17 protein-coding genes are annotated in these 23186 nt (G+C 30.0%); 13 read left to right on the top strand and 4 right to left on the bottom strand.

The features are described 5' to 3' along the window. The first annotated feature begins 288 nt into the window (after positions 1-288). The 10 genes from KQI86_RS02325 to KQI86_RS02280 all read left to right on the top strand — a co-directional run bounded on the left by KQI86_RS02325 (position 289) and on the right by KQI86_RS02280 (position 14862). A complete protein-coding gene (locus tag KQI86_RS02325) occupies positions 289-1932 on the top strand; it encodes a M20/M25/M40 family metallo-hydrolase (protein ID WP_216437546.1) in 1644 nt (547 codons plus the stop codon). A 135-nt stretch (positions 1933-2067) separates the two neighbouring features. Continuing rightward, the gene (locus KQI86_RS02320) at positions 2068-3162 is read left to right on the top strand and encodes an AI-2E family transporter (protein WP_343216128.1); all 1095 of its coding nucleotides are present in this window, start codon (positions 2068-2070) and stop codon (positions 3160-3162) included. A gap of 10 nt (positions 3163-3172) precedes the next feature. Beyond that, entirely contained in the window at positions 3173-3871 is a 699-nt protein-coding gene (locus KQI86_RS02315) for a DUF1287 domain-containing protein (protein WP_216437545.1), read from the top strand. 13 nt (positions 3872-3884) lie between these two features. Next, complete coding sequence (locus KQI86_RS02310) at positions 3885-5918, top strand: helix-turn-helix domain-containing protein (protein WP_216437544.1); 2034 nt, start codon at positions 3885-3887, stop codon at positions 5916-5918. A gap of 203 nt (positions 5919-6121) precedes the next feature. After that, positions 6122-7492 (top strand): MATE family efflux transporter, encoded by a 1371-nt coding sequence (locus KQI86_RS02305; protein ID WP_216437543.1) that lies wholly within the window; start codon positions 6122-6124, stop codon positions 7490-7492. 171 nt (positions 7493-7663) lie between these two features. Next, positions 7664-8359, top strand: a complete 696-nt coding sequence (locus KQI86_RS02300) for a transglycosylase domain-containing protein (RefSeq protein ID WP_216437542.1) — start codon at positions 7664-7666, stop codon at positions 8357-8359. A gap of 215 nt (positions 8360-8574) precedes the next feature. Next, on the top strand, positions 8575-8748 hold the full coding sequence (locus KQI86_RS02295) for a hypothetical protein (protein ID WP_216437541.1): 174 nt from the start codon (positions 8575-8577) through the stop codon (positions 8746-8748). A 187-nt stretch (positions 8749-8935) separates the two neighbouring features. Continuing rightward, positions 8936-12457, top strand: a complete 3522-nt coding sequence (gene nifJ, locus KQI86_RS02290; protein WP_216437540.1) for a pyruvate:ferredoxin (flavodoxin) oxidoreductase — start codon at positions 8936-8938, stop codon at positions 12455-12457. Positions 12458-12697: 240 nt separating this feature from the next. Beyond that, positions 12698-13843: a helix-turn-helix domain-containing protein gene (locus KQI86_RS02285; protein ID WP_216437539.1), complete on the top strand. Its 1146-nt coding sequence runs from the start codon at positions 12698-12700 to the stop codon at positions 13841-13843. Then, positions 13843-14862, top strand: coding sequence for an alpha/beta fold hydrolase (locus KQI86_RS02280; RefSeq protein ID WP_216437538.1), 1020 nt, complete (start codon positions 13843-13845; stop codon positions 14860-14862). The genes KQI86_RS02285 and KQI86_RS02280 overlap by 1 nt, the downstream gene beginning before the upstream one ends. A 101-nt stretch (positions 14863-14963) precedes the next feature. Here KQI86_RS02280 and KQI86_RS02275 read toward each other — a convergent pair whose 3' ends face one another. The 4 genes from KQI86_RS02275 to KQI86_RS02260 form a co-directional block, all read right to left on the bottom strand. After that, positions 14964-16037: a Gfo/Idh/MocA family oxidoreductase gene (locus KQI86_RS02275; RefSeq protein WP_425514345.1), complete on the bottom strand. Its 1074-nt coding sequence runs from the start codon at positions 16035-16037 to the stop codon at positions 14964-14966. Positions 16038-16054: 17 nt separating this feature from the next. After that, a complete protein-coding gene (locus tag KQI86_RS02270) occupies positions 16055-16525 on the bottom strand; it encodes an FUSC family protein (RefSeq protein WP_216437536.1) in 471 nt (156 codons plus the stop codon). 128 nt (positions 16526-16653) lie between these two features. After that, a complete protein-coding gene (locus KQI86_RS02265; RefSeq protein ID WP_216437535.1) occupies positions 16654-16830 on the bottom strand; it encodes a CDIF630_02480 family spore surface protein in 177 nt (58 codons plus the stop codon). Positions 16831-16897: 67 nt separating this feature from the next. Then, entirely contained in the window at positions 16898-18229 is a 1332-nt protein-coding gene (locus KQI86_RS02260) for a VanW family protein (RefSeq protein ID WP_216437534.1), read from the bottom strand. A gap of 194 nt (positions 18230-18423) precedes the next feature. Between KQI86_RS02260 and ptsP the strand changes: the two genes are divergently transcribed. The 3 genes from ptsP (at position 18424) to KQI86_RS02245 (ending at position 23164) form a co-directional block, all read left to right on the top strand. Further along, on the top strand, positions 18424-20076 hold the full coding sequence (gene ptsP, locus KQI86_RS02255; RefSeq protein WP_216437533.1) for a phosphoenolpyruvate--protein phosphotransferase: 1653 nt from the start codon (positions 18424-18426) through the stop codon (positions 20074-20076). A gap of 193 nt (positions 20077-20269) precedes the next feature. Next, positions 20270-20923, top strand: coding sequence for a TVP38/TMEM64 family protein (locus KQI86_RS02250; RefSeq protein WP_216437532.1), 654 nt, complete (start codon positions 20270-20272; stop codon positions 20921-20923). A gap of 285 nt (positions 20924-21208) precedes the next feature. Continuing rightward, on the top strand, positions 21209-23164 hold the full coding sequence (locus KQI86_RS02245) for a DNA gyrase/topoisomerase IV subunit B (RefSeq protein ID WP_216437531.1): 1956 nt from the start codon (positions 21209-21211) through the stop codon (positions 23162-23164). Positions 23165-23186 lie beyond the last annotated feature (22 nt).

Below are 23186 nucleotides of genomic sequence, written 5' to 3'. Positions count from 1 at the left end.
TATGAATTTTTAGTTTTTCTAAGAAAATAATTATAGTTATAGTTAATAAATATAGAAATTTATTTAGTTATTTTACTAACACATATATAACAAATAATGAAGAATCATTTTAAATTGCTAGATTTAATAGGAAAATGAAATGGTGATGAATATAATATTCCATATAATTCCAAGTTTAATGTTAATTCCCAGGATTTGATCGAAAAATTATAGACAACTAGCCTTGAAACATATAAAATGTTTATGACTAATCAACAATATACTTATTTATAATTTGGAGGTATATGTATGAATATAAAAGATAAAATAATGGACACACTTTTAAAATTAGTAGAAGTGAGGGGAATATCCGGAACTGAGGATGAGAATCTCACTGCTAATAAAATATATGATATTATAAGTGAAATAGATTACTTTAATAATAATGAAGAAAAACTTCAGATATTGCAAATAGAAGGGGATCCTTTAAAAAGGCATTTTGTAAGCGCTTTATTTTGCAGCTCAAAACCATCTAAAAATACCATAGTATTAACTGGACATTTAGACGTGGTAGATGTAGAAGATTATGGACATTTAAAGGATTTAGCTTTTAAACCTTTAGAATTAATGAAAAAAATTGATGAACTTCCATTAAGTGAGGAAGCATTGAAGGATTTAAAATCGGGGGACTGGCTATTCGGAAGAGGTACTGCTGATATGAAATTTGGACTTTCTTTAGGTATAGAAATATTAAGAGAACTCTCAAAGAGGGATGATTTTGAAGGAAATTTATTATTTTTAGCAGTACCAGGAGAAGAAAGCAACTCTGAAGGAATGTTAGGAGCCATTCCTCATCTATTGACATTAAAAAAGCAGTATTTCTTAGAATATATAGGTCTTTTTGTTACAGAATGCTGTATACCTAAGGAAGTGGGAGAAGAGAAGAAAAGGATATATCTAGGTACATCAGGGAAAGTAATGCCTTTATTCTTATTTGTAGGAAAAGAAACTCATGTTTATGAATCCTATACAGGTTTAAACCCTAATCTTTTAGCTTCAGAATTAAATAGATTATTGGAATTAAACCCAGATTTTTGTGATGAGGACAGAGGAGATATAACTCCACCACCTATATGTTTAAAGTCTACAGATTTAAAGGAACTATACTCAGTTCAAACTCCTTTAATGGCTGCCTCTTATTATAATATATTAACATTAAATTTATCTGTAGATGACTTAATGGACAAACTAGAAAAATTGGCTTATCAGGCATTTGATAATGCTATTAATATTGTTGAAGAAAATATTGAAAAGTACAATGTTATTTCAAAAAGTAATAATATTAGAGAAAAAATTGAACCTAGGGTTTTAAATTTTGGAGAAGTATATGAAGAGGTTTTGAAGGAAAAAGGAGAAAAATTCGAAGAGTTTATTAAAGAGAAAATTAAGCTTTGGAGAGAAGAAAAGAAAGATTTGCAAACCATAGCTATTAATATAATGAAAGAAACCTATCTTCAGTATAGTGACAAAGCTCCTTGTATAATAATTGGATTTGCTCCACCATATTATCCTAATAAACACTTAAGTTTATCTAAAAAAGAAGACGAAATTTTACTAAAGGTTATTGAAGATGGGGTCAGATTTTCAAAAGAAGAGTTGAAAACAGATATAGAACTAGATCATTACTATATGGGGTTATGTGATATGAGTTATACAGGAGTAGAAGATTTAAATAATTTAAGTAATATTGTTTCTAATATCATCGGGATAAACGAGTGTTATTATATGCCAGTTAGAGAGCTATCACAGTTAAATATTCCTTCAGTGGTTCTAGGTGGCTTCGGTAAGGACTTCCACAAACATTCTGAAAGGGTTAATATATCATATTCATTTTCATTAGTTCCAAATATATTGGAAAATATAATATATAATCTTTTTAAACAATATGATTAACTATATTTTAGTATAAAATATGCAGCTATTAATTTCATGATATGACCATTAAAATTTAATAAATTGTTAATGGTCTCTCGTGGTAATAAGTGTTATAATTTAGAAAACATATGAATACCACAAGGAGGAGTATAGGTGCAGCTGTTTAAAGAAGACAAAATAAAGTATCTAGATATAATAAAAATAGTTATAACTATAATGATATCAATTAAAATTGTAGACAACTATGAACTGTTTTTTACATGGGTTAATAGAATTTTCAACATAATATCTCCCTTTATATATGCTTTTATCATAGCTTACGTATTAAATCCATTGATGAGTTTTCTAGAAAAAAGGTTCAAGCTTACTAGAGGGAAGAGTATTTTAATAACCTATATAACCATAGTTTTAATGTTAGGGATTTTTTCATCTTATTTAATGCCTAGAATCATAAATAGTGTAATGGATATAATTAAACACATACCTGAATTTACTAAAATAGCTGAAAATTATTTTGATACACTAATTAAAGATGAAAGGATACAAAATATACTTTATTCTACAGGTAATATAGAATTAAAAACTGATTTTATAATATCAAAGGGCAGCAGTATTTTTGCAAGTATATTAAATTCCTTCTTATCCAAAACGGTATCTTTTACAAACTACTTTGTAAAATGGGTTTTTGGTTTTATTATTTCTATTTATATTTTGGCGGACAAGGAAAGTATTTTAGAAACGACAAGAAAAATTTTGCATGCCATCTTAGGGAAGAAAAATGCAGGTAAAGCCTTGGAGTTTATTTCTAATTTACACAACATGATAGGAGTTTATATTGGAACTAAGGCTATAGACTCCACAATTATAGGAATAATGGCTTTAGTTGGCTTGTATATTATAAAGTCTCCATACGCATTGCTAATAGCTTTAATAGTTGGAATAACTAATATGATACCTTATTTTGGACCTTTTATAGGAATGGTAGTAGCTAGTATTATTAACCTATTCTTTAGTCCAATACGAGCACTAGTAGTATTGATCTTTTTATTCCTTCTCCAGCAATTTGATGGATGGTATTTAGATCCTAAACTTATAGGGAACAAGGTAGGATTAAAACCCTTTGCTGTAATATTTGCCGTAACATTAGGCGGGGGACTGTATGGTCCTGTAGGAATGATACTTGGAGTACCAATTATGGCTATAATAAGAACTTATTTAGAAAAACTATTATTAAAATTTAATAATTAAGAGGTAATTTATGAAAAGAAGTAAGAAAAGAGTATTTTTATTAATACCAATATTTTTATTGATTTTTGGATTCTTACTTTTAAGAACTGCGGATTATGATGTACAAAAATTAATTATTAAAATAGAACAAATGCTAGGAAAAAGGGTAGTTGTACCTGAAGAATATTCTAAAGTAGATAGAAATAACAATGGTATACCAGATTCTTTAGATATTGTAAAAGGTGCCAGAGAAGAGGCTAAGAATAAAACTAAATATGTAGATGCATATTATAATGGAGGTTACCCTCCAGATTCAGAAGGCGTGTGTACTGATGTTATATGGAGAGCTTTTAAAAGTATAGAAGTAAACTTGAAAGAGCTTATAGATGAAGATATTAAAAATAACACAAAACTATATTGGAGAGTTCAAGGAAAGCCAGAGCCCAATATAGATTTTAGAAGAGTTCCTAATCAAGATGTGTTTTTTAAGAACAATGCAGAAAGTTTGACTAATGAAATAATACCAGGAGATGTAGAAAATTTAAAGCAGTGGCAACCCGGTGATATAATTATTATGTATAAGCCATATGAACATGTGGTTATAGTTTCTGATAAAAGGGATAGGAATGGAGTGCCGTATATTATCCATAATTACTATCCCCATGCCAGAGAAACTCTTTATAATTATAAAAATTTAAAAGTAGATGGCCACTATAGATGGAAATACTAAAAGAGGGGAAATTATGAGAAGAGAGTATGTAGACTTTTTATCTAATATACCTATAAATGTATCTTATATTAATATTATTGAATATCCTATTCATTGGCACGATTGTATGGAAATAATATATTGCCTAAAAGGTAGGATTAAAATAAATATTGAAACAGAAACTCATATAATAAATGAAGGCGAACTAGAAATCATAAACTTTGATGAAGCGCACAGTATTACCAGTGTAGATAAGGACAATAGAATACTTATATTTCAAATTGACACCTCATTTTTTAATAAATATTATAATATAGAAAATATGTTTTTCTATACGGAGTCCTCAGCAAAGGATGTTCAAAAGCATGCCAAATATGAAGAGTTAAGAAGCTATTTGAGTATACTTCTTTGTGAAATAGCTCAAAGGGGAGAAGATTATGAAGATGTAATTGAGGATACCTTAGTTGATATTTTATATCATCTTATAAATAACTTTCATTATTTAATATATGATGAAGAGAGCTTAAAAGAAAATGAGGAGCAATTTGAGAGATACGACAGAATAATTAAATATATATATTCAAACTATAATAATAAAATAAGCTTACAAGATATTGCGCGAAGAGAGTACTTAAGTTCTCACTATCTTTCTTATAGTATGAAAAACACTGTAGGCTATAGCTTCAATGATTTTCTAAATCTAACTAGAGTTGAAGAAGCTATAAAATTATTATTAGATACGGATAAAACAATATCAGAGATATCAGAAGACTTAGGTTTTTCTCATACTAGATATTTTAATAAACATTTTAAAAAACACTATAAGTGCACTCCGATGCAATATAGAAAAAAATACAAGGTTGATGAAGAAAAATTTATGCAGATGAAAAAATTTACTGCTTATCCTATAAAGGAAGCCTTAGAAGAGGTTTCTTACTATTTACAAGACTATCTAAGATTCAATTATGAAGGAAAGATAAATAGGATAGATGTGGTATTATCATCAGAAGAAACTTTAGATAAGCCTTGGGAGAGTTTATTTGTATTAGGTAGCGTAAGTAAATTGTTTAAAGAAAAAAATAAAAAAATATTAAAGAGAATGAAAGAGGATATCAATTTTTCCTACGTTTTATTAAAGGATGTTATTTCAAAAGAAAATAGGAAATTCTATTATTGGGGGGAAATAAAAGAAGTCATTCAATCTTTACTGGATATGGACTTAAGACCTGCCATATATATAGAAGACTATTCCGTAGCATTTTATTCATTTTTAGACTATTTCGAGGACATCTATAGTAGTTATGAATTAGAAAAATGGAAGTTTTATTTAGATCACAATATGGATGATGAAAGCAAAGATAAGTTGAAAAAGTATTTAATAGATTACGGTTTAGAGGTAGTAGAAGAAGATATTAAAAAACCTAGTTATAATAAAATTCATGATAGTCCATTTATGCTCCCATATTTAATACAAAGAAACTTAGATAATAAATTTACAAATAATAATTTTTATATCATAGATGAATTTAATAGTGAGGAAATTATAGATAACGAAGTGTTTTTTGGATGTAATGGATTAGTTAATATACAGGGTATAAAAAAACCTTCCTATTACGCTTACTATTTTTTATCTAAATTAGGAGATAACGTACTATCAAAAGGTGAAGGATATATAATAACTGAAAAAGACGAAGAGATTCAAATACTTTTATATACCATTAAGGATAATTTGAAGGAAGAAAACTTAGATAATATTTATTATAACTTCAAAAAGGACAAAAGTACTATAGAAAATAAATATTCAATAAACTTTGAAGGATTACCTTGCGATTATAAGGTTATAAAATATGAAATTAATGAGAAAAAGGGTTCTGCTTATAACAATTGGGTAAGCATGGGTAAGCCAAAGCAGATAAATTATGATGAAATAAATCTTTTTAAAACTACAAGCAATCCCTATATAGGCCTGTCCTATAGCAGAAAAAGTCCTATTTATAATATAGTTGCAAAAGTTGAGGGATATGGAGCGGTACTAATTATACTGCAAAAAGTACAAAAGCACTTTTAACAAGGTGCTTTTTTTATATTTACAGAAAAAAACAATCTACAGAAATACTTAAAGTTATACTTTATACTAGGTAGATTGATGAATGAAGGTTGTACAAAAAGTATGTATACTTATATTATAAGACTTAGAAAAGAAGGTGAAAGTAGAAATGAGGGTGTGGCTCTTAAAGCATTATATATTAATTTAAATCGAGGAGGATTTTTATGAATAGTAGTAGTAGTATTTTTTATGAAAAAAGTACTAATAAATTGTTGTTAAAATTTGCAGTACCGTCTATTATATCTTTGCTAGTAGGAGAATTATATAATATGGTAGACACCCTTTATGTAGGAAGAACTATTGGTCCTATGGCAGTTGGAGGTTTAACAGTAGCTTTCCCTATACAAAGGTTGATAATAGCATTAGGTCTTATGGTAGCAGTAGGTGTATATACATCCGTTGCTAGACACTTAGGAGAAAAGAATGAAGAAGAAATTAAAAATTCAATAACGAATTCTATTAGTTTGATCATTTCAATAATTTTAGCCTTAACATTTTTCATTTATATATTTAGGGATAAAATAATCTTAAATTTAGGAGCAAGTCGTAGTATATTTCCTTATGCGAAAGACTACATTTCTATAGTAATATTTGGTGGTATATTTCAGTGTTTAACTGTTGTTTATTGCCATATAATGACTGCCTTAGGAGATACAAGAATAAACTTAAAAGCCACCTCTTTAGGTGCTATAGCTAATATTATTATAGACTATATTTTAGTAGTTCACTTTAATATGGGAGTAAAAGGAGCTGCTATTGCTACTGTAGTATCACAAATGGGTTCCTTTGTATATGCTTATTATTATTTTAATAAAAAAGTAAGAACTAGATTTAATCTTAAATTTCAATTTACTTTAGAAAAAGCAATTGTAGGATCGATAGTAAGTGTTGGATTTTCAACCTTTATAATAGAAATTTCTGATGCCATAGTGGCATTTATACTAAATAATCTACTATTAACTTATGGTGGAGAAGAATCAGTAATTATTTTTGGTTTAGTAACTAGAGTGTCAATGTTCTTGTTCATAACATTGATTGGAATAAGTTCAGCTATGCAACCTATAGCGGCGTTCAATTTTGGTAGAGAAGACTATAAGAAGGTTAAAGATGTGGTAATTAGTACAATAAAGATTGCTGTAATCTCATCCCTTATTTGTTGGGTAGGAATGTTTATATTCTCCCAAAATATAATGAGCTTATTTGTAAATGAAAGTGCAATATTATATGATGCAGCAAAAATATTTAGAATTGTAATTTTAGTATTCCCGATAGTAAGTGTGTATTATGTTGCAATATACTACTATCAAGCAATGGGAGAAGCTAAATCATCATTCTTATTATCTATATTTAGGCAAATAGTTGTATTTATACCTTTATTATTGATATTAATGCAGATGTTTGGAACCCTAGGAGCTTGGATTGCTTATCCATTATCGGATATAATATCGGGACTAACGGGAATATTCTTTGTAAAAAGAGGATTAGATATAGAAGATGAGGACGATACATTTGATTATGAAGTTAATGAGGCATAATATAAAAGACCTACAATCACTTATTTTGGTGGATTGTGGGTTTTTATTTATATATTGGAATTATTACAATTATGTAATAATAAACATAGCTTTTGTAAGATAAAAATATGGTGAAATCCTGTACTTTTTTATAATATATAAGTATAGATTTATAAAAAAGGTGAGTTATGTATGAGAAAAATAAAAAAAATAATTGTATTAATACTTATTATTGTATTTTCCTATAATATATATTTTTTAAACTTCAGCAATAATAACTTTTCTATGCAAGATGACTTAATAGAAAAGTTATCTAGTAATATGCCTAATTATACTAGAATAGATAAAATACCTGAATATCTTAAGAATGCAACAATTGCTGTGGAAGATAGAAGATTTTATACTCATGGAGGTTTTGATATAAGATCTATTGGAAGAGCCGCTGTTGTTAATTTAAAAGAAGGGGAAATTAAAGAAGGTGGAAGTACCATAACACAACAATTAGCAAAAAATTTATTTCTAACTAATGAAAAATCTTATATAAGAAAGATAAAAGAATTGGGATTAGCATTAAAAATAGAGGATAAGTATAGTAAGGATGAAATATTGGAGATGTATTTGAATGTAGTATATTATGGAGCAAATTCCTATGGAGTAGCAGAGGCTAGTAAAAAATATTTTAATAAAGAAGTTTGGAAGTTAAGTTTAGGAGAATGTGCAATGTTAGCAGGGTTAACTCAGGCTCCAAGTAGTTATGAACCTAGCAAATATTATACAAAGGCAAAAAAGAGACAAGAAATTGTACTAAAGAGCATGTATAGATACGGAAGTATAGATGAAAAGCTTATGGAAGAAGGTATAAAGGAAACTATAGATATCTATAACTAAACTCAATAGAAATCATATATTATTATTAAGGTCATCTCTTAAATCTCAAACAGGTGCAGTTGCATTATTTAACACAAATCAAATAATTGCTATTTCTTAATTAGATATAAAGGGATTTGATATTTATTATCAAATCCCTTTTATTATACTAGGATAAAGAACAGTTTATGAGGGAAATATAAGTCTATAATCAATAACTTTGAGGAGGAATTCAAGTGAAAAGTAGAGAGGAAGTAAAAAGCGAAAATAGAAAGAATTATAACCAAAAGGGACACAAATCTAAAGGACAATTTAGTAGCAGTAATATGGTTCAGACTATAGAGAGTCAAGCAATAAATGATAGCATTTTTGAAACTGAGAACGATGGATACGATGGATACGAGGGTTAAAAGAATAGCCTGCAAAAGTTTGCTTTTGCAGGCTATATATTTTAAATTTTAACTTATAAATTATGATTTATCTCATAACTAAGTGGTTCTAATATTCCTATCTATTAATATGCAGTTAATACATAAAACATAGGTATTAATATAATAATAACTTATATATGGTTAACATATATAAGGAGGGTAATTTATGAAAAAGATAACAAAAACAATGGATGGAAATGGTGCAGCAGCTTATGCTTCCTATGCTTTTACAGAGGTTGCAGCTATATTCCCTATTACTCCATCTACCCCAATGGCAGAAGGAGTAGACGAGTGGTCAGCACACGGTAAGAAAAATATATTTGGTCAAAGAGTTAAAGTAGTAGAAATGCAATCAGAGGCTGGTGCTGCTGGAGCAGTCCATGGTTCCTTAGCGGCAGGTGCTTTAACTACTACATATACGGCTTCTCAAGGATTACTTCTTATGATACCTAATATGTATAAAATATCTGGAGAATTGTTACCGGGAGTGTTTCATGTTAGTGCTCGTGCTATAGCTGCTCATGCATTATCTATATTTGGTGACCACCAAGACGTCATGGCTTGTAGGCAAACAGGATTTGCATTACTTGCGTCTTCTAATGTGCAGGAAGTTATGGATTTAGGATTTATTTCACATCTATCATCAATAAAATCTAGAATTCCGTTTTTACATTTTTTTGACGGTTTTAGAACTTCTCATGAATACCAAAAAATAGAGGTTATAGATTATGAAGATGTAACAAAGATTGTAGATTATAATTCTTTAAATGAATTTAAAAATAATTCTTTAAATCCTGAAAGACCAGTATTAAGAGGGACCGCTCAAAACCCTGATATATATTTCCAAGGGAGAGAAGTATCAAATAAGTTTTATAATGCAATTCCAGATATAGTAGAAGATTATATGGGAATGATAAAAAATATAACAGGCAGGGAATATCATCCCTTTGATTATTATGGTGCTGAAGATGCAAAGCATATAATTGTTGCTATGGGATCAGTATGTGACACATTAGAGGAAACGGTAGATTATCTATTAAAGCAAGGTGAAAAGGTAGGCTTTATAAAGGTGCACCTGTACAGACCTTTCTCAGAAGAGTATTTCTTTAAAGTGTTACCAAAAACCGTAGAAAGAATAGCGGTTTTAGATAGAACTAAAGAGCCAGGTTCTTTAGCTGAGCCACTTTGTCTTGATGTATCAAATTTATTTTATAAAAAAGAAAATAGACCTTTAATAGTAGGTGGAAGATACGGTTTAGGATCAAAAGATACAAGACCTTCAGAAATAATTGCAGTATTTGAAAATTTAAAGAGCGATAATCCTAAAGACCATTTTACAATAGGAATTACAGATGATGTTACTTATACATCATTATCTACGGAAAAATTTGTTGATACAACTCCAGAAGGAACAATAAATTGTAAGTTTTGGGGTCTAGGCTCTGACGGTACTGTAGGAGCAAATAAAACTGCAGTAAAAATCATTGGAGATAAAACAGATTTATATGCACAAGCATATTTTTCTTATGATAGTAAAAAATCAGGAGGAACTACAGTATCCCATTTAAGATTTGGAAGTAAGCCTATAAGGTCATCTTATTTGGTTTATAATTCTGATTATATTGCTTGTCACAACAGGTCTTTCTTATATAATTATGACCTTTTAAAAGGGCTTAAAAAAGGAGGTACTTTCCTACTTAACTGCCCTTGGAAGGAAGATGAACTAGATGAAAAATTGCCAGCTTCTATAAAGAAATATATTGCAGATAATAACATTAACTTTTATACAATAGATGCTGTAAACATTGCAAGAAACATAGGACTTGGTGGAAGAATAAATATGGTAATGCAAGCAGCCTTCTTTAAGTTATCTAAAGTTATTTCAATAGAAGATGCAGTAAAATACTTAAAAGACTCTATAGAAACTACTTATGGCAGAAAAGGTGAAAAAATCGTAGAAATGAACAAATCTGCTGTAGATAAAGGAGTAGAAGGATTAGTTAAGGTATCCGTGCCAAGTTCATGGAGTAGCGTAGAAATAGAAAAAGACTTAGAAAAAGATATTCCAGAGTTTGTTAAAAACATTCAAATTCCTATGGCAAGAATGGAAGGAGACGAATTACCTGTAAGTGCTTTCCTAGGAAGAGAAGATGGTTCTTTCCCATTAGGTACAACAGCCTATGAAAAGAGAGGCATCGCAGTACTTGTACCAGAATGGCAAATTGATAAATGTATACAGTGTAATCAATGCTCTTATATTTGTCCTCATGCTACAGTAAGGCCATTCTTGCTTACTGAAGAAGAAGTAAATAAAGCCCCATCAACCTTTAAGACTAAGAAAGCAGTAGGTAAAGGATTAGAAGACTATCAATATAGAATTCAAATAAGTCCTCTTGATTGTACTGGATGCGGCAACTGTGCGGATGTTTGTCCAGCACCAGGTAAGGCGTTAATTATGAAACCAGCTGAACAGGAAATAGAAATGGAAGGGGACAATTGGGATTTTGCTATAACATTACGTGAAAAGCATAATGTTCAAGATATTTATACTGTTAAGGGTAGCCAATACAATAAGCCGCTTTTAGAATTTAATGGAGCATGTCCAGGTTGTGGAGAAACTCCTTACGTTAGGTTGATAACCCAACTATATGGAGATAGAATGATGATAGCTAATGCTACAGGTTGTTCTTCAATTTGGGGAGGAAGTGCACCTTCAGTACCATATACTACAAATGAAAAAGGTCAAGGACCAGCTTGGGCAAACTCCCTATTTGAAGATAATGCGGAATATGGATACGGCATGTACCTAGGCATTAAACAAATAAGGGAAAGATTAGCCTTACTTATGGATGAAGCTTTAAATAAAGATATAGATGAGGAAATTAAAGAAGCTTTTGCTGAATGGATTGATAATATGAATGATGGTGATAAATCAAAGTCTTCATCAGAAAAAGTTGTAAATGCATTGAAGAAAGTAGATTACATGAAAGATCCTATATACAAGGAAATAATGAATAACAAAGACTACTTAGTTAAGAAATCAGTATGGATAATTGGAGGAGATGGTTGGGCCTATGACATTGGATATGGTGGGTTAGACCATGTATTGGCTTCAGGAGATGACGTAAATATTTTAGTTTTAGATACAGAAGTATATTCAAATACAGGTGGCCAGATGTCAAAATCAACACCAACTGCAGCGGTGGCTAAATTTGCTGCAGCAGGAAAGAAGATAAGGAAGAAGGATCTTGGTCTCATGGCTATGAGTTACGGTTATGTGTATGTGGCTCAAATATCTATAGGAGCTAATATGCCTCAAACAATTAAAGTAATAAAAGAAGCAGAGGAGTATAAAGGACCTTCATTAATAATAGCTTATGCTCCATGTATTAACCACGGCATTAAAACAGGTATGGGAACAAGTATTATGGAAAGTAAGAAAGCTGTTGAAACTGGATATTGGCATTTATATAAATACAATCCTAAACTTAAAGAAGAAGGAAAGAATGCGTTTATACTGGAGTCTAAAGAACCAAAAGGATCTTTCCAAGATTTTATAAGAGGAGAAATAAGATATACTTCATTAGCAAATGTATTCCCAGAAATTGCAGAGGAAATGTTTAATGAATCAGAAAAACATGCTAAACATAGATATGAAGTATATAAAAAGCTATCAGAAAACTTTTGATAAAAACTGTTGGATTAGCACAGGATATCTTCAAATATCCTGTGCTTTTTTCTTTTGTTATTTCCTAGGGAATATCCTTGTGAAGTTGTAATAAATATCTACTCACTAATGGAATAAAAGATTATAAATATTCCATGTTTCTTTACAGTTGATTTTGTCAATCAAAGTCAACTGTAAATCCTTTGAGTTCTTTAACCACAGTAAGTATAATTAAAATAAGAGAGCAGTAGAGGTGATGAAATGAAAGAAATAAATATTGCTAGAACACTTGTAGATAAGAGAAAAGAAAAATGCATTACTCAAGAGGAACTGGCAAAATATATTGGTGTTTCAAAGGCTTCCGTTTCTAAATGGGAAACGGGACAAAGTTACCCAGATATTACTTTTCTACCGCAACTTGCGGCTTACTTTAACATTAGTATAGATGATTTAATGGGATACGAGCCGCAAATGTCAAGAGAGGATATTTGCAAGCTTTATCATAAATTATCCGCGGATTTTACATCAAAACCCTATGATGAGGTTTTAAACAACTGTAGGGATATCATCAAAAAATATTATGCTTGCCTTCCTCTTCTATTGCAAATGGGGGTTTTGATACTCTTCCACAGTGATTTGGCAAAAGATACAGAAAAAACCACTGCCTTGATCTTGGAAGCAAAAGAGCTTTTTGTTCGAGTAAAAAAGGAAAGCGGAGATGTAGAGCTTATCAAACAGGCACAATATATGGAAGCGTTTTGCTATATTACTATTAGGGATCCACAATCTGCCATGGAATTACTTGAAGCTATGAACAAGCCCCTGCTCCCTGTAGAAGCACTTCTTGCTTCTGCTTATAAAATGTCAGGAAAAACAGATGAAGCAAAATCCACATTGCAAATAGGAATATATCAATATGTTATAGGCTTATTCAGTGTTTTTCCCTTATATCTTGCAATGTGTATCGATGAGCCAAAAAGATATGAGGAAATATTAAATCGCGCATTGGCAGTAGAGGAAACCTTTAATGTAAAACAGCTTCTTCCTACTGTTATTATGGAGCTCTATATAGTGGCTGCACAAGGGTATATAGTGCAAGGTAATTCAGAAAAAAGTCTTAATATGTTGCAAAAATACACAGAGCTCGCCACAAGTAATATTTATCAGTTGACGCCCCACGGCGATAATTTTTTTGATTCACTTGGTGATTGGCTGAATAAATTAGATTTAGGGGCAGGACTTGTTAAAAATGAAAAAACAATTAAGCAAAATGTGGTAGATTTAGTAGTTAATAATCCTGCTTTTTCTCAACTTGCTGATGAATGTAGTTTTCAAAGCATGGTAGAAAAGCTAAAAGCAATAAAAGGAGAACGGGATGAAGGGAGAAAAAGTGAAAGGAGAAAATAATGAAAACAAAAATTAAAAAAATAGGTAAAATAATTCTTTGGATTATAGGTATTATTGTGGGTTTGATAGTACTAGCTATGCTTACAGGTTTCACGTTGCATAATACTTATTACAAAAACCAGCTAGAGGAAGTAAAACCTTATGGTAAAATGGTTGAAGTAGATAGTGAAAATATGCACGTTTATTCCATGGGTAATGGGGAGGAGACTATCGTACTTTTAGCAGGCTTTGGGATGCCTCTGCCATCAGCGGACTTTGCTCCTCTTATGCGTAACTTAAGTAAAAAATATACAGTCGTGACGGTAGAATATTTTGGGGTTGGATTTAGTGGTGAAACAGACAAGCCACGTACTTGTGAAAATTATATGAAGGAAATCAGAACTTCCCTTCATAAGGCAGGGTTTAAACCTCCTTATATATTAATGCCACACTCAATATCAGGTATTTATAGCGAATATTACGCTACAAAATATCCAGAAGAAGTTAAAGGCATGATTTTGCTCGATACCACCTCAACAGCATTTACAATGGAGGAAATGCCAAAAGAGATGATTGTGCCTTATGATAATATTGGGAAATTTTTGCAACAAATAGGTTTGCTACCATTACTAATAAAGAGGACTCCAGGAAACCTGCTAATGGCGGAAAACGGTTATACGCAAAAGGAAATAGAGGATTATAAAAAACATATAGACTACGCTATAAATGATACAAAAATTGAGCAGATTGAAAACTTGTATAATTGTGTGAGAGAAGTTAAAGATTTACCATTTCCAGAGGATATTCCTGTGCTAAAAATTATAGCTAAACAAACAACGGAAAAGGTGGTACCACTTACAGATGAGGATATGAAAAAGACATTTGAGTATATAGGAAGTATGGAGTTTGAAGAAGACCACTTAAAGCGTTTGGGAGATAGCGCATCCTATGTTATACTTGAAGGTTCTCATATTATTTATCGAGACCAAACTGATGAAATCGTAAGACTTACAGATGAGTTTATAGCCAATTTGAAATAATAAAGCTTGATTTTCTGTAGAAAATCTGAGAATAGCAAGCCCCAGAAGAAGTAAATTGGCACTCCTGGGGCTCATCTAATTAGTTGCATACTCTAATATATTTAAGGTGTATAAGGTAATGAAGATTTATTCATATCACTTTCAATAGCCAATTCGATAATTCTAATCACATCTCTCCCTTGTTCTGGTGAGATTATTAGCTTTTCTTTACCTAAAAGAGTATTATAAATATTTTCATAGTATTTCCTATAGTCACCTAACTTACTTTCAACCTTCCCAATGATATGGGTTCCATTGATGTCTGTATTTATGTTTCCCCATATATTTTCATTTTCTCTTCCCCAGTTATCTTGGAGATTAGGAAGAAGTCCCTTCTTTAAGAATTCTTCTTGAGGATCTACACCATATTTTATAAAGGAGCCTTTATCCCCTAAAAGAGTAAACTTAGGAAGCTCTCCTCTTACAAGCATGCTGGAATTAAGATATACATTCAGATCCGGGTATTGAAGTTTTATATGAAAACTATCTGGGGCTTTTCCGCCTTCTCGTTCAATATATATATTTGCTGTAATATACTCAGGAAGTCCGAAAAGATATATGGATTGATGAATTAAATGAGAGCTTAAATCATAAAGTACTCCAGAACCTGGAGAGGGAGATTCTTTCCAAGTATTTGAAACTATTTCAGGTCTAAATCTATTAAAATTACATTCATATTTCACTAATTTACCCAATAACTTTTTCTCTATTATATCTTTAACTGTTAAAAAATCACTGTCCCAAGTTCTGTTATGATGAACAGATAATAGTTTGTTATTTTCCTTGCTTAATTTTATTAAATCATTACTTTCAACAGTTGTTATAGTAAAGGGTTTTTCCACGATGGTATGTTTATGATGTGAAAGAGACTTATGTGCTAATGAATAATGAAGAGGAGTTGGTGTAGCTATAATTACTAAATCTATATTGGGGTCTTCTAATATATCCTCTAAATTTGATACTATTGTGGCTTTAGGAAAATTATTTCGAGCATGATGAATATTATGATCTTTTCTTTCAAATATTTTTAGTATATTAAAGCCGTTAATACTTGATATTATTGGACCATTATAAATTCTCCCGCCAGAACTATAGCCAATTAGGCCAACATTAAATATTTTATTCAAATTAATCACCTTACCATATTTATATTTTATTTAAATTTATTGAAAAATTTAAAATTAAAGTATTTATTTACTAAAATTGATATTATTATTCCAATGCAGGTATCAACTGTTCTATTTATTACATATATGTATGAAGGAACACCTTTTAGGTTAGTCATTATAGCAGAAAATACAATGCAAGATATGGATATTGAATCATTTTTATTAAATATATTACAAAGATAAATAACCATGCATATTCCTAATCCAATGTAAACAGCATGCACCCAAAAATTAAATTGAGGTAGATAGGAAAAAATTAAACCTACTGTAGCACCTATAGCAGTTCCTATAAGTCTGTTTTGCCCAGCTTTAAAAGAGTCAGAAATTGAGCTTTGTAGAGTTACAACAGCAGCTATACAGGCGTAAAATGGATATTCTCTATTTAAAAGTTCAAATAATATTACACATAGAACTACAGATATAGAGGTTTTTATATTTCTCATACCTATTTTCATAATTTTGAAGTCCTCCTACTTATAAATGCATATATTAATATTTTATCATAAGAAAATAGATTTTTAAAACTAGGATATTGAATATTAAAAAAATAAAACCTCGTTTAAAACAAGGTTTTATTTGAAATTTATTTTTGATTTGAATCTACCCACTCTTTAGCATTAAACATTTCTACTTCACTAGGCACAGAAACTTGAGAAACAGGTTTTAAGTATTCTATATTCGCCCATGCTGCTGTATCGTGTTGTTCTATAGGTCTTTTTTTTGTATTTGAATTTACTTTAATAGAATCTCTAGTATTCATAATAGCCTCCTTTAAAATAATATTCTTTCAAAAATATTATTATCATCAATGATAAAAGTTATGCTTTCTATTTAGTCCCTCTTTTTATTACTTCATCTGAAGGTTTATAAATATCTTTTGATATGAGTTCCTTTGACACTTCTTTTCCGTCTTTATGTCCAATTAAATACACATTTACTTTACAGCCGGGTTTAGCAGATTGAACTTTCTTCACCGTACCTTTAGGAAGAGTAGGATCATCTTCGTATATAGTTTTTGGCTCTGTTTTATCGTAAATTTCATTGATTAACTTATATTTTACTTTGTTTAATGAGGAGTTAGAATAAATATTAAACGTTATCTTCTCTTCATTTGCAATGCCTTCAATATATAGTGGATAAGGTAATGTGTTTTTAAATTTATAGTCTATAGAATTCTCACTAACAGTTGCATCAAAACCTGGATCTATATAAGCTGGAGGTATGGAATGGTTTTTTCTTTCAATGGGTTTTATATTTGAGGTAGTAATAGCATTATATAGAGTTGTAGAAACTTGACAAATACCTCCGCCGATACCTTTTTCTAAACGATTTTTTATTATAACTGGAGCTTCTACAAATCCTCTTTCTACAGAGATTTTGCCCACTTTATCATTGAAGCTAAAACTATTTTCTGGCATTAATAGAGTACCATTAATAAAACTAGTACCTAGATGTATATTTTTAACTCTGCCTGGAGGAGAGCCTCCCAGATTAGTAGAGAAAGATGATATCAAGGAGTCAATTTGCTGCAATTTTTTTTCTGTAATATTAGCTTCATATTGTTTTATTTTTGCTATAATTTCACTATCTTTTGTATTTTCTTTAAGGGTTGAATTAATTTTGTTTATTAAATCCTCCTTGTCTAGCTTTTCGCCTGGTATGTCTTTAGATATTACTGGTTTTCCAGAGGAGATGGATTTAATGTATGCATCTACAGGTGCTTTACTTACATCCTTATTTATTTTCTCTATTATTTTATCCATATTACCTTTATAGTTTAATAAAACATCGTATTCTCTTTTATTAGGATTTTTAATTGTCTTATATTTACTATATATATTAAGGTCTTTACTATAAGCTAAAGCATTATTTAATACGCTGTCTAAAGAGTTTGTTTTACCATCAGATAAATTAAGATTATAAATTTTATTTCCAGCTTTAATTCTTATATTTATATTTTCTATTTCTTTTAAATGATTCTCTAAAATTTCTTTAGCCTCTTCTTTTGTTTTACCAGATACATCAATACCATTTATTAAAGTATTTGGATACATTTTATTATCCCATTTTGAAACTTGAAGATAAAATGAGCCGTAAAGTGCTACAGCTCCTATAAGTAGGGTAGTTATTAAAATCCACCATGTCTTGCCAGCTTTCATAAAATCATCCCCTTATCTTTTATCTATCCTTCTTAGTTTTAGCAACTTAATATTTTTTATTACTTTAATATAAATTTAATTTAATGATACTTACTAATGAATTCCCTATGAACTGGAAATTTTTAATGATATAATATATGTAATATCTTTACATATTTATTTGATGAAACTAATAATATTTGGGAGGATTTTTTATGTTAAAAGGTATAAAAGCGTCATCAGGAATAGCTATAGGCAAAGCATTTGTGATAAAAGAGTATGATTTTAAACCTTTAAAAATTAAAATAGAAGATAGTAGTTTAGAGGAAGAAAGATTTAATAAGGCTGTAGAGAAAGCAAAAAAAGAATTAGAAGAATTAATAGAATCCACTATTAAAAATTTTACTGAAAATGAAGGTGAAATATTTGAGGCTCATTTGACTATGCTAGATGATCCAGAGCTTATTGGAACAGTTAGTGAAAAGATATTAAAGGAAAATATAAATGCTGAATATGCTTTAAAGACTGTATGTGATGAGTTAGTAGAAATATTTGAAGGAATAGAAGATGAGTATTTAAAGGAAAGAATTGTAGATATAAAAGACGTTACTAAAAGGATGTTAAGAATATTAAATGGACAAGTCGAGGAAGGTGTAAACAACATTAAAGAAGAAAGCATAATAATATCAAAAGATATTACACCCTCTCAAACTGCTCAAATGGATAAAAATAAGGTGTTAGGTTTTGTTACGGAGACAGGAGGAGTTACATCTCATTCAGCAATAATAGCTAGAACTTTAGGAATTCCTGCGATATTGGGTGTACACAATTTATTGGATAAAATAAAAAATGGAGATGTTTTAATAATAGATGGAAATGAAGGCGTAGTTATATTAAATCCTGATGAGAAAACTTTAAAAAACTATAGAGAAAAGATAGAACGATATATGGAAGATAAAATAGAACTATTAAAGTATAAGGATTTAGAAAGTATTACTTTAGATTTTAAAAAAGTAGAAGTAGCAGGAAATATAGGATCCGTAGAAGAAGTGGATAGCATAATCGAAAATGGAGGAGAAGGTATAGGACTTTTTAGAACCGAGTTTTTGTACATGGAAAAGGAAGTTTTGCCTAATGAAGAAGAACAATTTTTAGCATATAAAAGTGTAGTTGAGAAGCTAAATGGAAAGCCTGTAGTAATTAGAACTCTAGACATCGGAGGAGATAAAAAACTATCATATTTACCAATTAAAGAAGAGTTAAATCCATTTTTGGGATATAGAGCTATAAGGTTATGTTTAGATAGAAAGGATATTTTTAAAACTCAGTTAAGAGCTCTATTAAGAGCTTCTAAGTATGGAAACTTAAAGATTATGTTCCCTATGATATGCAATTTAGAGGAACTTTTAGAGAGTAAAAAAATTTTAAAAGAGTGCAAAAATGAGTTGAAGGAAGAAGGCTTAGAATATGATGAGAATTTAGAGGTAGGCATAATGATTGAAGTTCCATCTGCAGCTATTATTTCTGATATTTTAGCAAAAGAAGTAGATTTTTTTAGCATCGGAACAAATGACCTTATACAATATACTATGGCAGTGGATAGGATGAATGAAAAAGTTTCATACCTTTATGATTTTAATAATTTAGCAGTACTTAGGTTAATAAAATTAGTAATAGAAAATGGACATAGAGAAGGAATATGGGTAGGAATGTGTGGAGAGATGGCAGGAAGGGAGGATTTAATTCCGTTACTTTTAGGAATGGGACTAGAGGAGTTTAGCATGAGCCCATCCTCTATATTAAAAGTGAGAAAAATAATAAGAAATTTAAGCTTTAAAGAATCTAGCAAAATAGTTAAAAAATTATAAATAATAAAAACTAGTGTATAAAAGTTTATACACTAGTTTTTATTATAATATTTATATATTTATTAACAATATTAATATCAATACTTGCGTTATTAGAATATCTTACAGTAAAAGTTTAAATTTGAATAAAGTGTTTATTTGTTGTATGATAGTAGTAATATTAAAAATATTTCCATAATGTAGGAGAAAAAATATGAAAAATAAAAAGACTATATTAAAAATTGCCCTTATTATCATCATTATAATGTTAGCTTTTTATACAATAAAAATATTCCATATAGACATAAGAAATATAAAAATTGATGATTTAGCAGACTATATATCTACTTATGGTAAATTTGCTGTAGTATGCTTTTTAATTATGTGTTTATTAAAGCCACTTTTAGTTTGTGTACCGGCAGCTATATTTTCAGTAATTGGTGGAATGCTATTTGGGCCTATTAAAGGATTTATGCTAAGCATGATAGGATTCTTCTTATCTGGTACAGTAGCTTTTTCAATAGCTAGATTTTTTGGACAATCCAAAATAAGTCAGATGCTAAAAGGAAGAGCTGCTAATATAAATGCCAATATTGAGAAAAATGGATTTAAAATATTGCTTTTATTAAGACTTCCTCCAGTGTTACCTTATGATCCACTAAGCTATACCTGTGGACTTAGTAAAATAAAATATAGAGATTTTATTTTAGCATCTCTTATTGGAGTAATGCCTGAAACTTTATGCTATTCAATTATGGGGAGGAATATATTTAAATTTAATTCTGCTAAATTTATTATTCCTTTAGTTTTTATAATTTTTGCAACCATTTCATCTACGTTTTTTTTCAAAAAAGCAAATGATTTGTAAAAAGAATAGAGAATAAAAATAAATTTAAGGTTTATTAAGTTGGTGTTCAATTATTTAATTAACAGTGGAAAGTGGATAATAAATAATTGATTTTGTCAGTAAAAATCTAAATGATTAAAGGTTTTTGTGCTAACGCCAGAAACCTTTTTAATTTCTAATAATTTTTTAAAATAATAATTTTCCACCATTAAATTTCAATGTTTAACTAAATAAGAACATTTGTTTTTGCAGGTTATTTCTGCTATAATTTTAATTTGTGATATATTAGCAGTTAGGAGGAGAAATATGGATAAAGATTTGCAGATGGACTCTATATACGATGTAACTGCATTAACTTCCTTAGAAAAGTTAGAGCCAGTACGTGTAAGACCAGGAATGTACATAGGCTCTACAGGTAGCAAAGGTTTACATCACTGCATATGGGAAATATTAGATAATGCTATAGATGAGATAACCAATGGTTATGGAGATAGAGCTATTATTAGTTTAAATAAAGATAAGACCGTTACTGTACAGGATAATGGTAGAGGAATACCTACAGGAATACACCCTACAAAGAAAAAGTCTGGAGTAGAGATGGTGTTTACTGAACTACATACAGGTGGTAAATTTAATAATTCTAATTATAAAACATCTGGAGGGCTTCATGGTGTAGGTGCATCAGTAGTTAATGCCTTGTCTGAATGGTTAGAAGTTGAAATAAAACAAAATGGAAATATATATAGGCAAAGATTTGAATATTCCTATGACCAATCTTTAAAAAAAAGCATGCCAGGAACAGCAGTAACAAAGTTAGAGGTAGTAGGAAAGACAAAAGAAACTGGTACTAAAGTCACGTTTTTACCAGATAAAGAAGTTTTCTCAACAATAGATTTTAAATTTGACATAATTGATGAGAGACTTCAAGAATTAGCATTTCAAAATAAAGGAATAACTTTAGTTTTAATAGATAATAGAAAAGAAGAACCTATAACAAAAGAATACCACTCTGAGAGGGGACTTTTAGATTTTATAGATTATTTAAACGAAAGTAAAACCGTATTACACAATCCTCCAATACTTTTTGATGGAGAAAGAGAAGTAAATGGAATTAGTATGTATGGGGAAGTGTGTATTCAATTTACAGATTCAACTACAGAGCATATTGCAAGCTACGTAAATAATATCCCAACCACGGAATCAGGAACCCATGAAACAGGCTTCAAGACAGGTATGACTAGGGCTTTTAAAGAATGGGCTAAAAAGCTAAATATTTTAAAGGAAAAGGATAAGGAATTTGAAGGGGATGACCTTAGGGAAGGTATGACTGCCATAATAAGAATAAAGTTAACTAATCCTATATTCGAAGGTCAGACTAAAACAAAATTAGGAAATAATGAAGCTTATGCTATGATGAATGATTTAGCATATACAAGACTATCTGAATGGATTGAGGATAATAAAGATACTGCTACATTGTTGATAAACAATGCAATGGAAGCGGCGGCGAGAAGAGAAAAAATTAAAAAAATAAATGAAGCTGAAAAGAAAAAGATAGGAAAAGGTACAGCACCTCTTGCTGGTAAAATAGCTGTTTGTACCCTAAGAGATGCTAAGTCTTGTGAATTTATAGTAGTGGAAGGAGATTCCGCTGGAGGATCTGCCAAACAAGCAAGGGATAGAAGATTTCAGACCATAATGCCTTCAAAGGGTAAAATAATGAATACAGAAAAACAAAAACTAGAGAATGTGTTGAGCAGTGAGGAACTAAAAATATTTAATACTGCTATTGGTACTGGAGTTCTTGATAATTATAACGAAGAAGATTTAAAGTATGATAAAGTAATTATTCTATCAGATGCGGATGTGGATGGATATCATATTCGTACCTTGTGGATGACATATATTTATAGGTATATGAGGCCATTGATTACAAATGGACATCTGTATATTGCATCACCACCTTTGTATAAGGTATATAAAGATGTTAAAGGAAAAGAAGTAATTAAATATGCCTATAGTGATGAAGAATTAGATAGTGCAAAGAAGGAAATCGGAAAAGGGTTTTTAATTCAAAGATATAAAGGGTTAGGTGAAATGAATCCTGATCAACTTTGGCAAACTACTTTGAACCCAGAAAGTAGAACATTACAAAGAATAACCATAGAAGATGCTGCAAAGGCAGAAAAAATGGTATCTTTACTTATGGGAGATGTTGTTGAGCCTAGAAAAAACTACATGTATAAATACGGAGAGTTTTAACCTATTTAAGTCTAGAGAGGTG

The sequence above is a fragment of the Clostridium mobile genome (assembly GCF_018918285.1).
Lineage (GTDB): Bacteria > Bacillota > Clostridia > Clostridiales > Clostridiaceae > Clostridium_AW > Clostridium_AW mobile.
This window is presented reverse-complemented; position numbering and strand designations above follow the sequence as displayed.

What these genes read in the sequence shown, in the direction of transcription:
- KQI86_RS02325 (WP_216437546.1), top strand. Translation starts at nt 289, where the DNA reads ATGAATATAAAAGATAAAATAATGGACACACTTTTAAAATTAGTAGAA.
- KQI86_RS02315 (WP_216437545.1), top strand. Translation starts at nt 3,173, where the DNA reads ATGAAAAGAAGTAAGAAAAGAGTATTTTTATTAATACCAATATTTTTA.
- KQI86_RS02310 (WP_216437544.1), top strand. Translation starts at nt 3,885, where the DNA reads ATGAGAAGAGAGTATGTAGACTTTTTATCTAATATACCTATAAATGTA.
- KQI86_RS02305 (WP_216437543.1), top strand. Translation starts at nt 6,122, where the DNA reads ATGAATAGTAGTAGTAGTATTTTTTATGAAAAAAGTACTAATAAATTG.
- KQI86_RS02300 (WP_216437542.1), top strand. Translation starts at nt 7,664, where the DNA reads ATGAGAAAAATAAAAAAAATAATTGTATTAATACTTATTATTGTATTT.
- nifJ (WP_216437540.1), top strand. Translation starts at nt 8,936, where the DNA reads ATGAAAAAGATAACAAAAACAATGGATGGAAATGGTGCAGCAGCTTAT.
- KQI86_RS02285 (WP_216437539.1), top strand. Translation starts at nt 12,698, where the DNA reads ATGAAAGAAATAAATATTGCTAGAACACTTGTAGATAAGAGAAAAGAA.
- KQI86_RS02280 (WP_216437538.1), top strand. Translation starts at nt 13,843, where the DNA reads ATGAAAACAAAAATTAAAAAAATAGGTAAAATAATTCTTTGGATTATA.
- KQI86_RS02270 (WP_216437536.1), bottom strand. Translation starts at nt 16,525, where the DNA reads ATGAAAATAGGTATGAGAAATATAAAAACCTCTATATCTGTAGTTCTA.
- KQI86_RS02265 (WP_216437535.1), bottom strand. Translation starts at nt 16,830, where the DNA reads ATGAATACTAGAGATTCTATTAAAGTAAATTCAAATACAAAAAAAAGA.
- KQI86_RS02260 (WP_216437534.1), bottom strand. Translation starts at nt 18,229, where the DNA reads ATGAAAGCTGGCAAGACATGGTGGATTTTAATAACTACCCTACTTATA.
- ptsP (WP_216437533.1), top strand. Translation starts at nt 18,424, where the DNA reads ATGTTAAAAGGTATAAAAGCGTCATCAGGAATAGCTATAGGCAAAGCA.
- KQI86_RS02250 (WP_216437532.1), top strand. Translation starts at nt 20,270, where the DNA reads ATGAAAAATAAAAAGACTATATTAAAAATTGCCCTTATTATCATCATT.
- KQI86_RS02245 (WP_216437531.1), top strand. Translation starts at nt 21,209, where the DNA reads ATGGATAAAGATTTGCAGATGGACTCTATATACGATGTAACTGCATTA.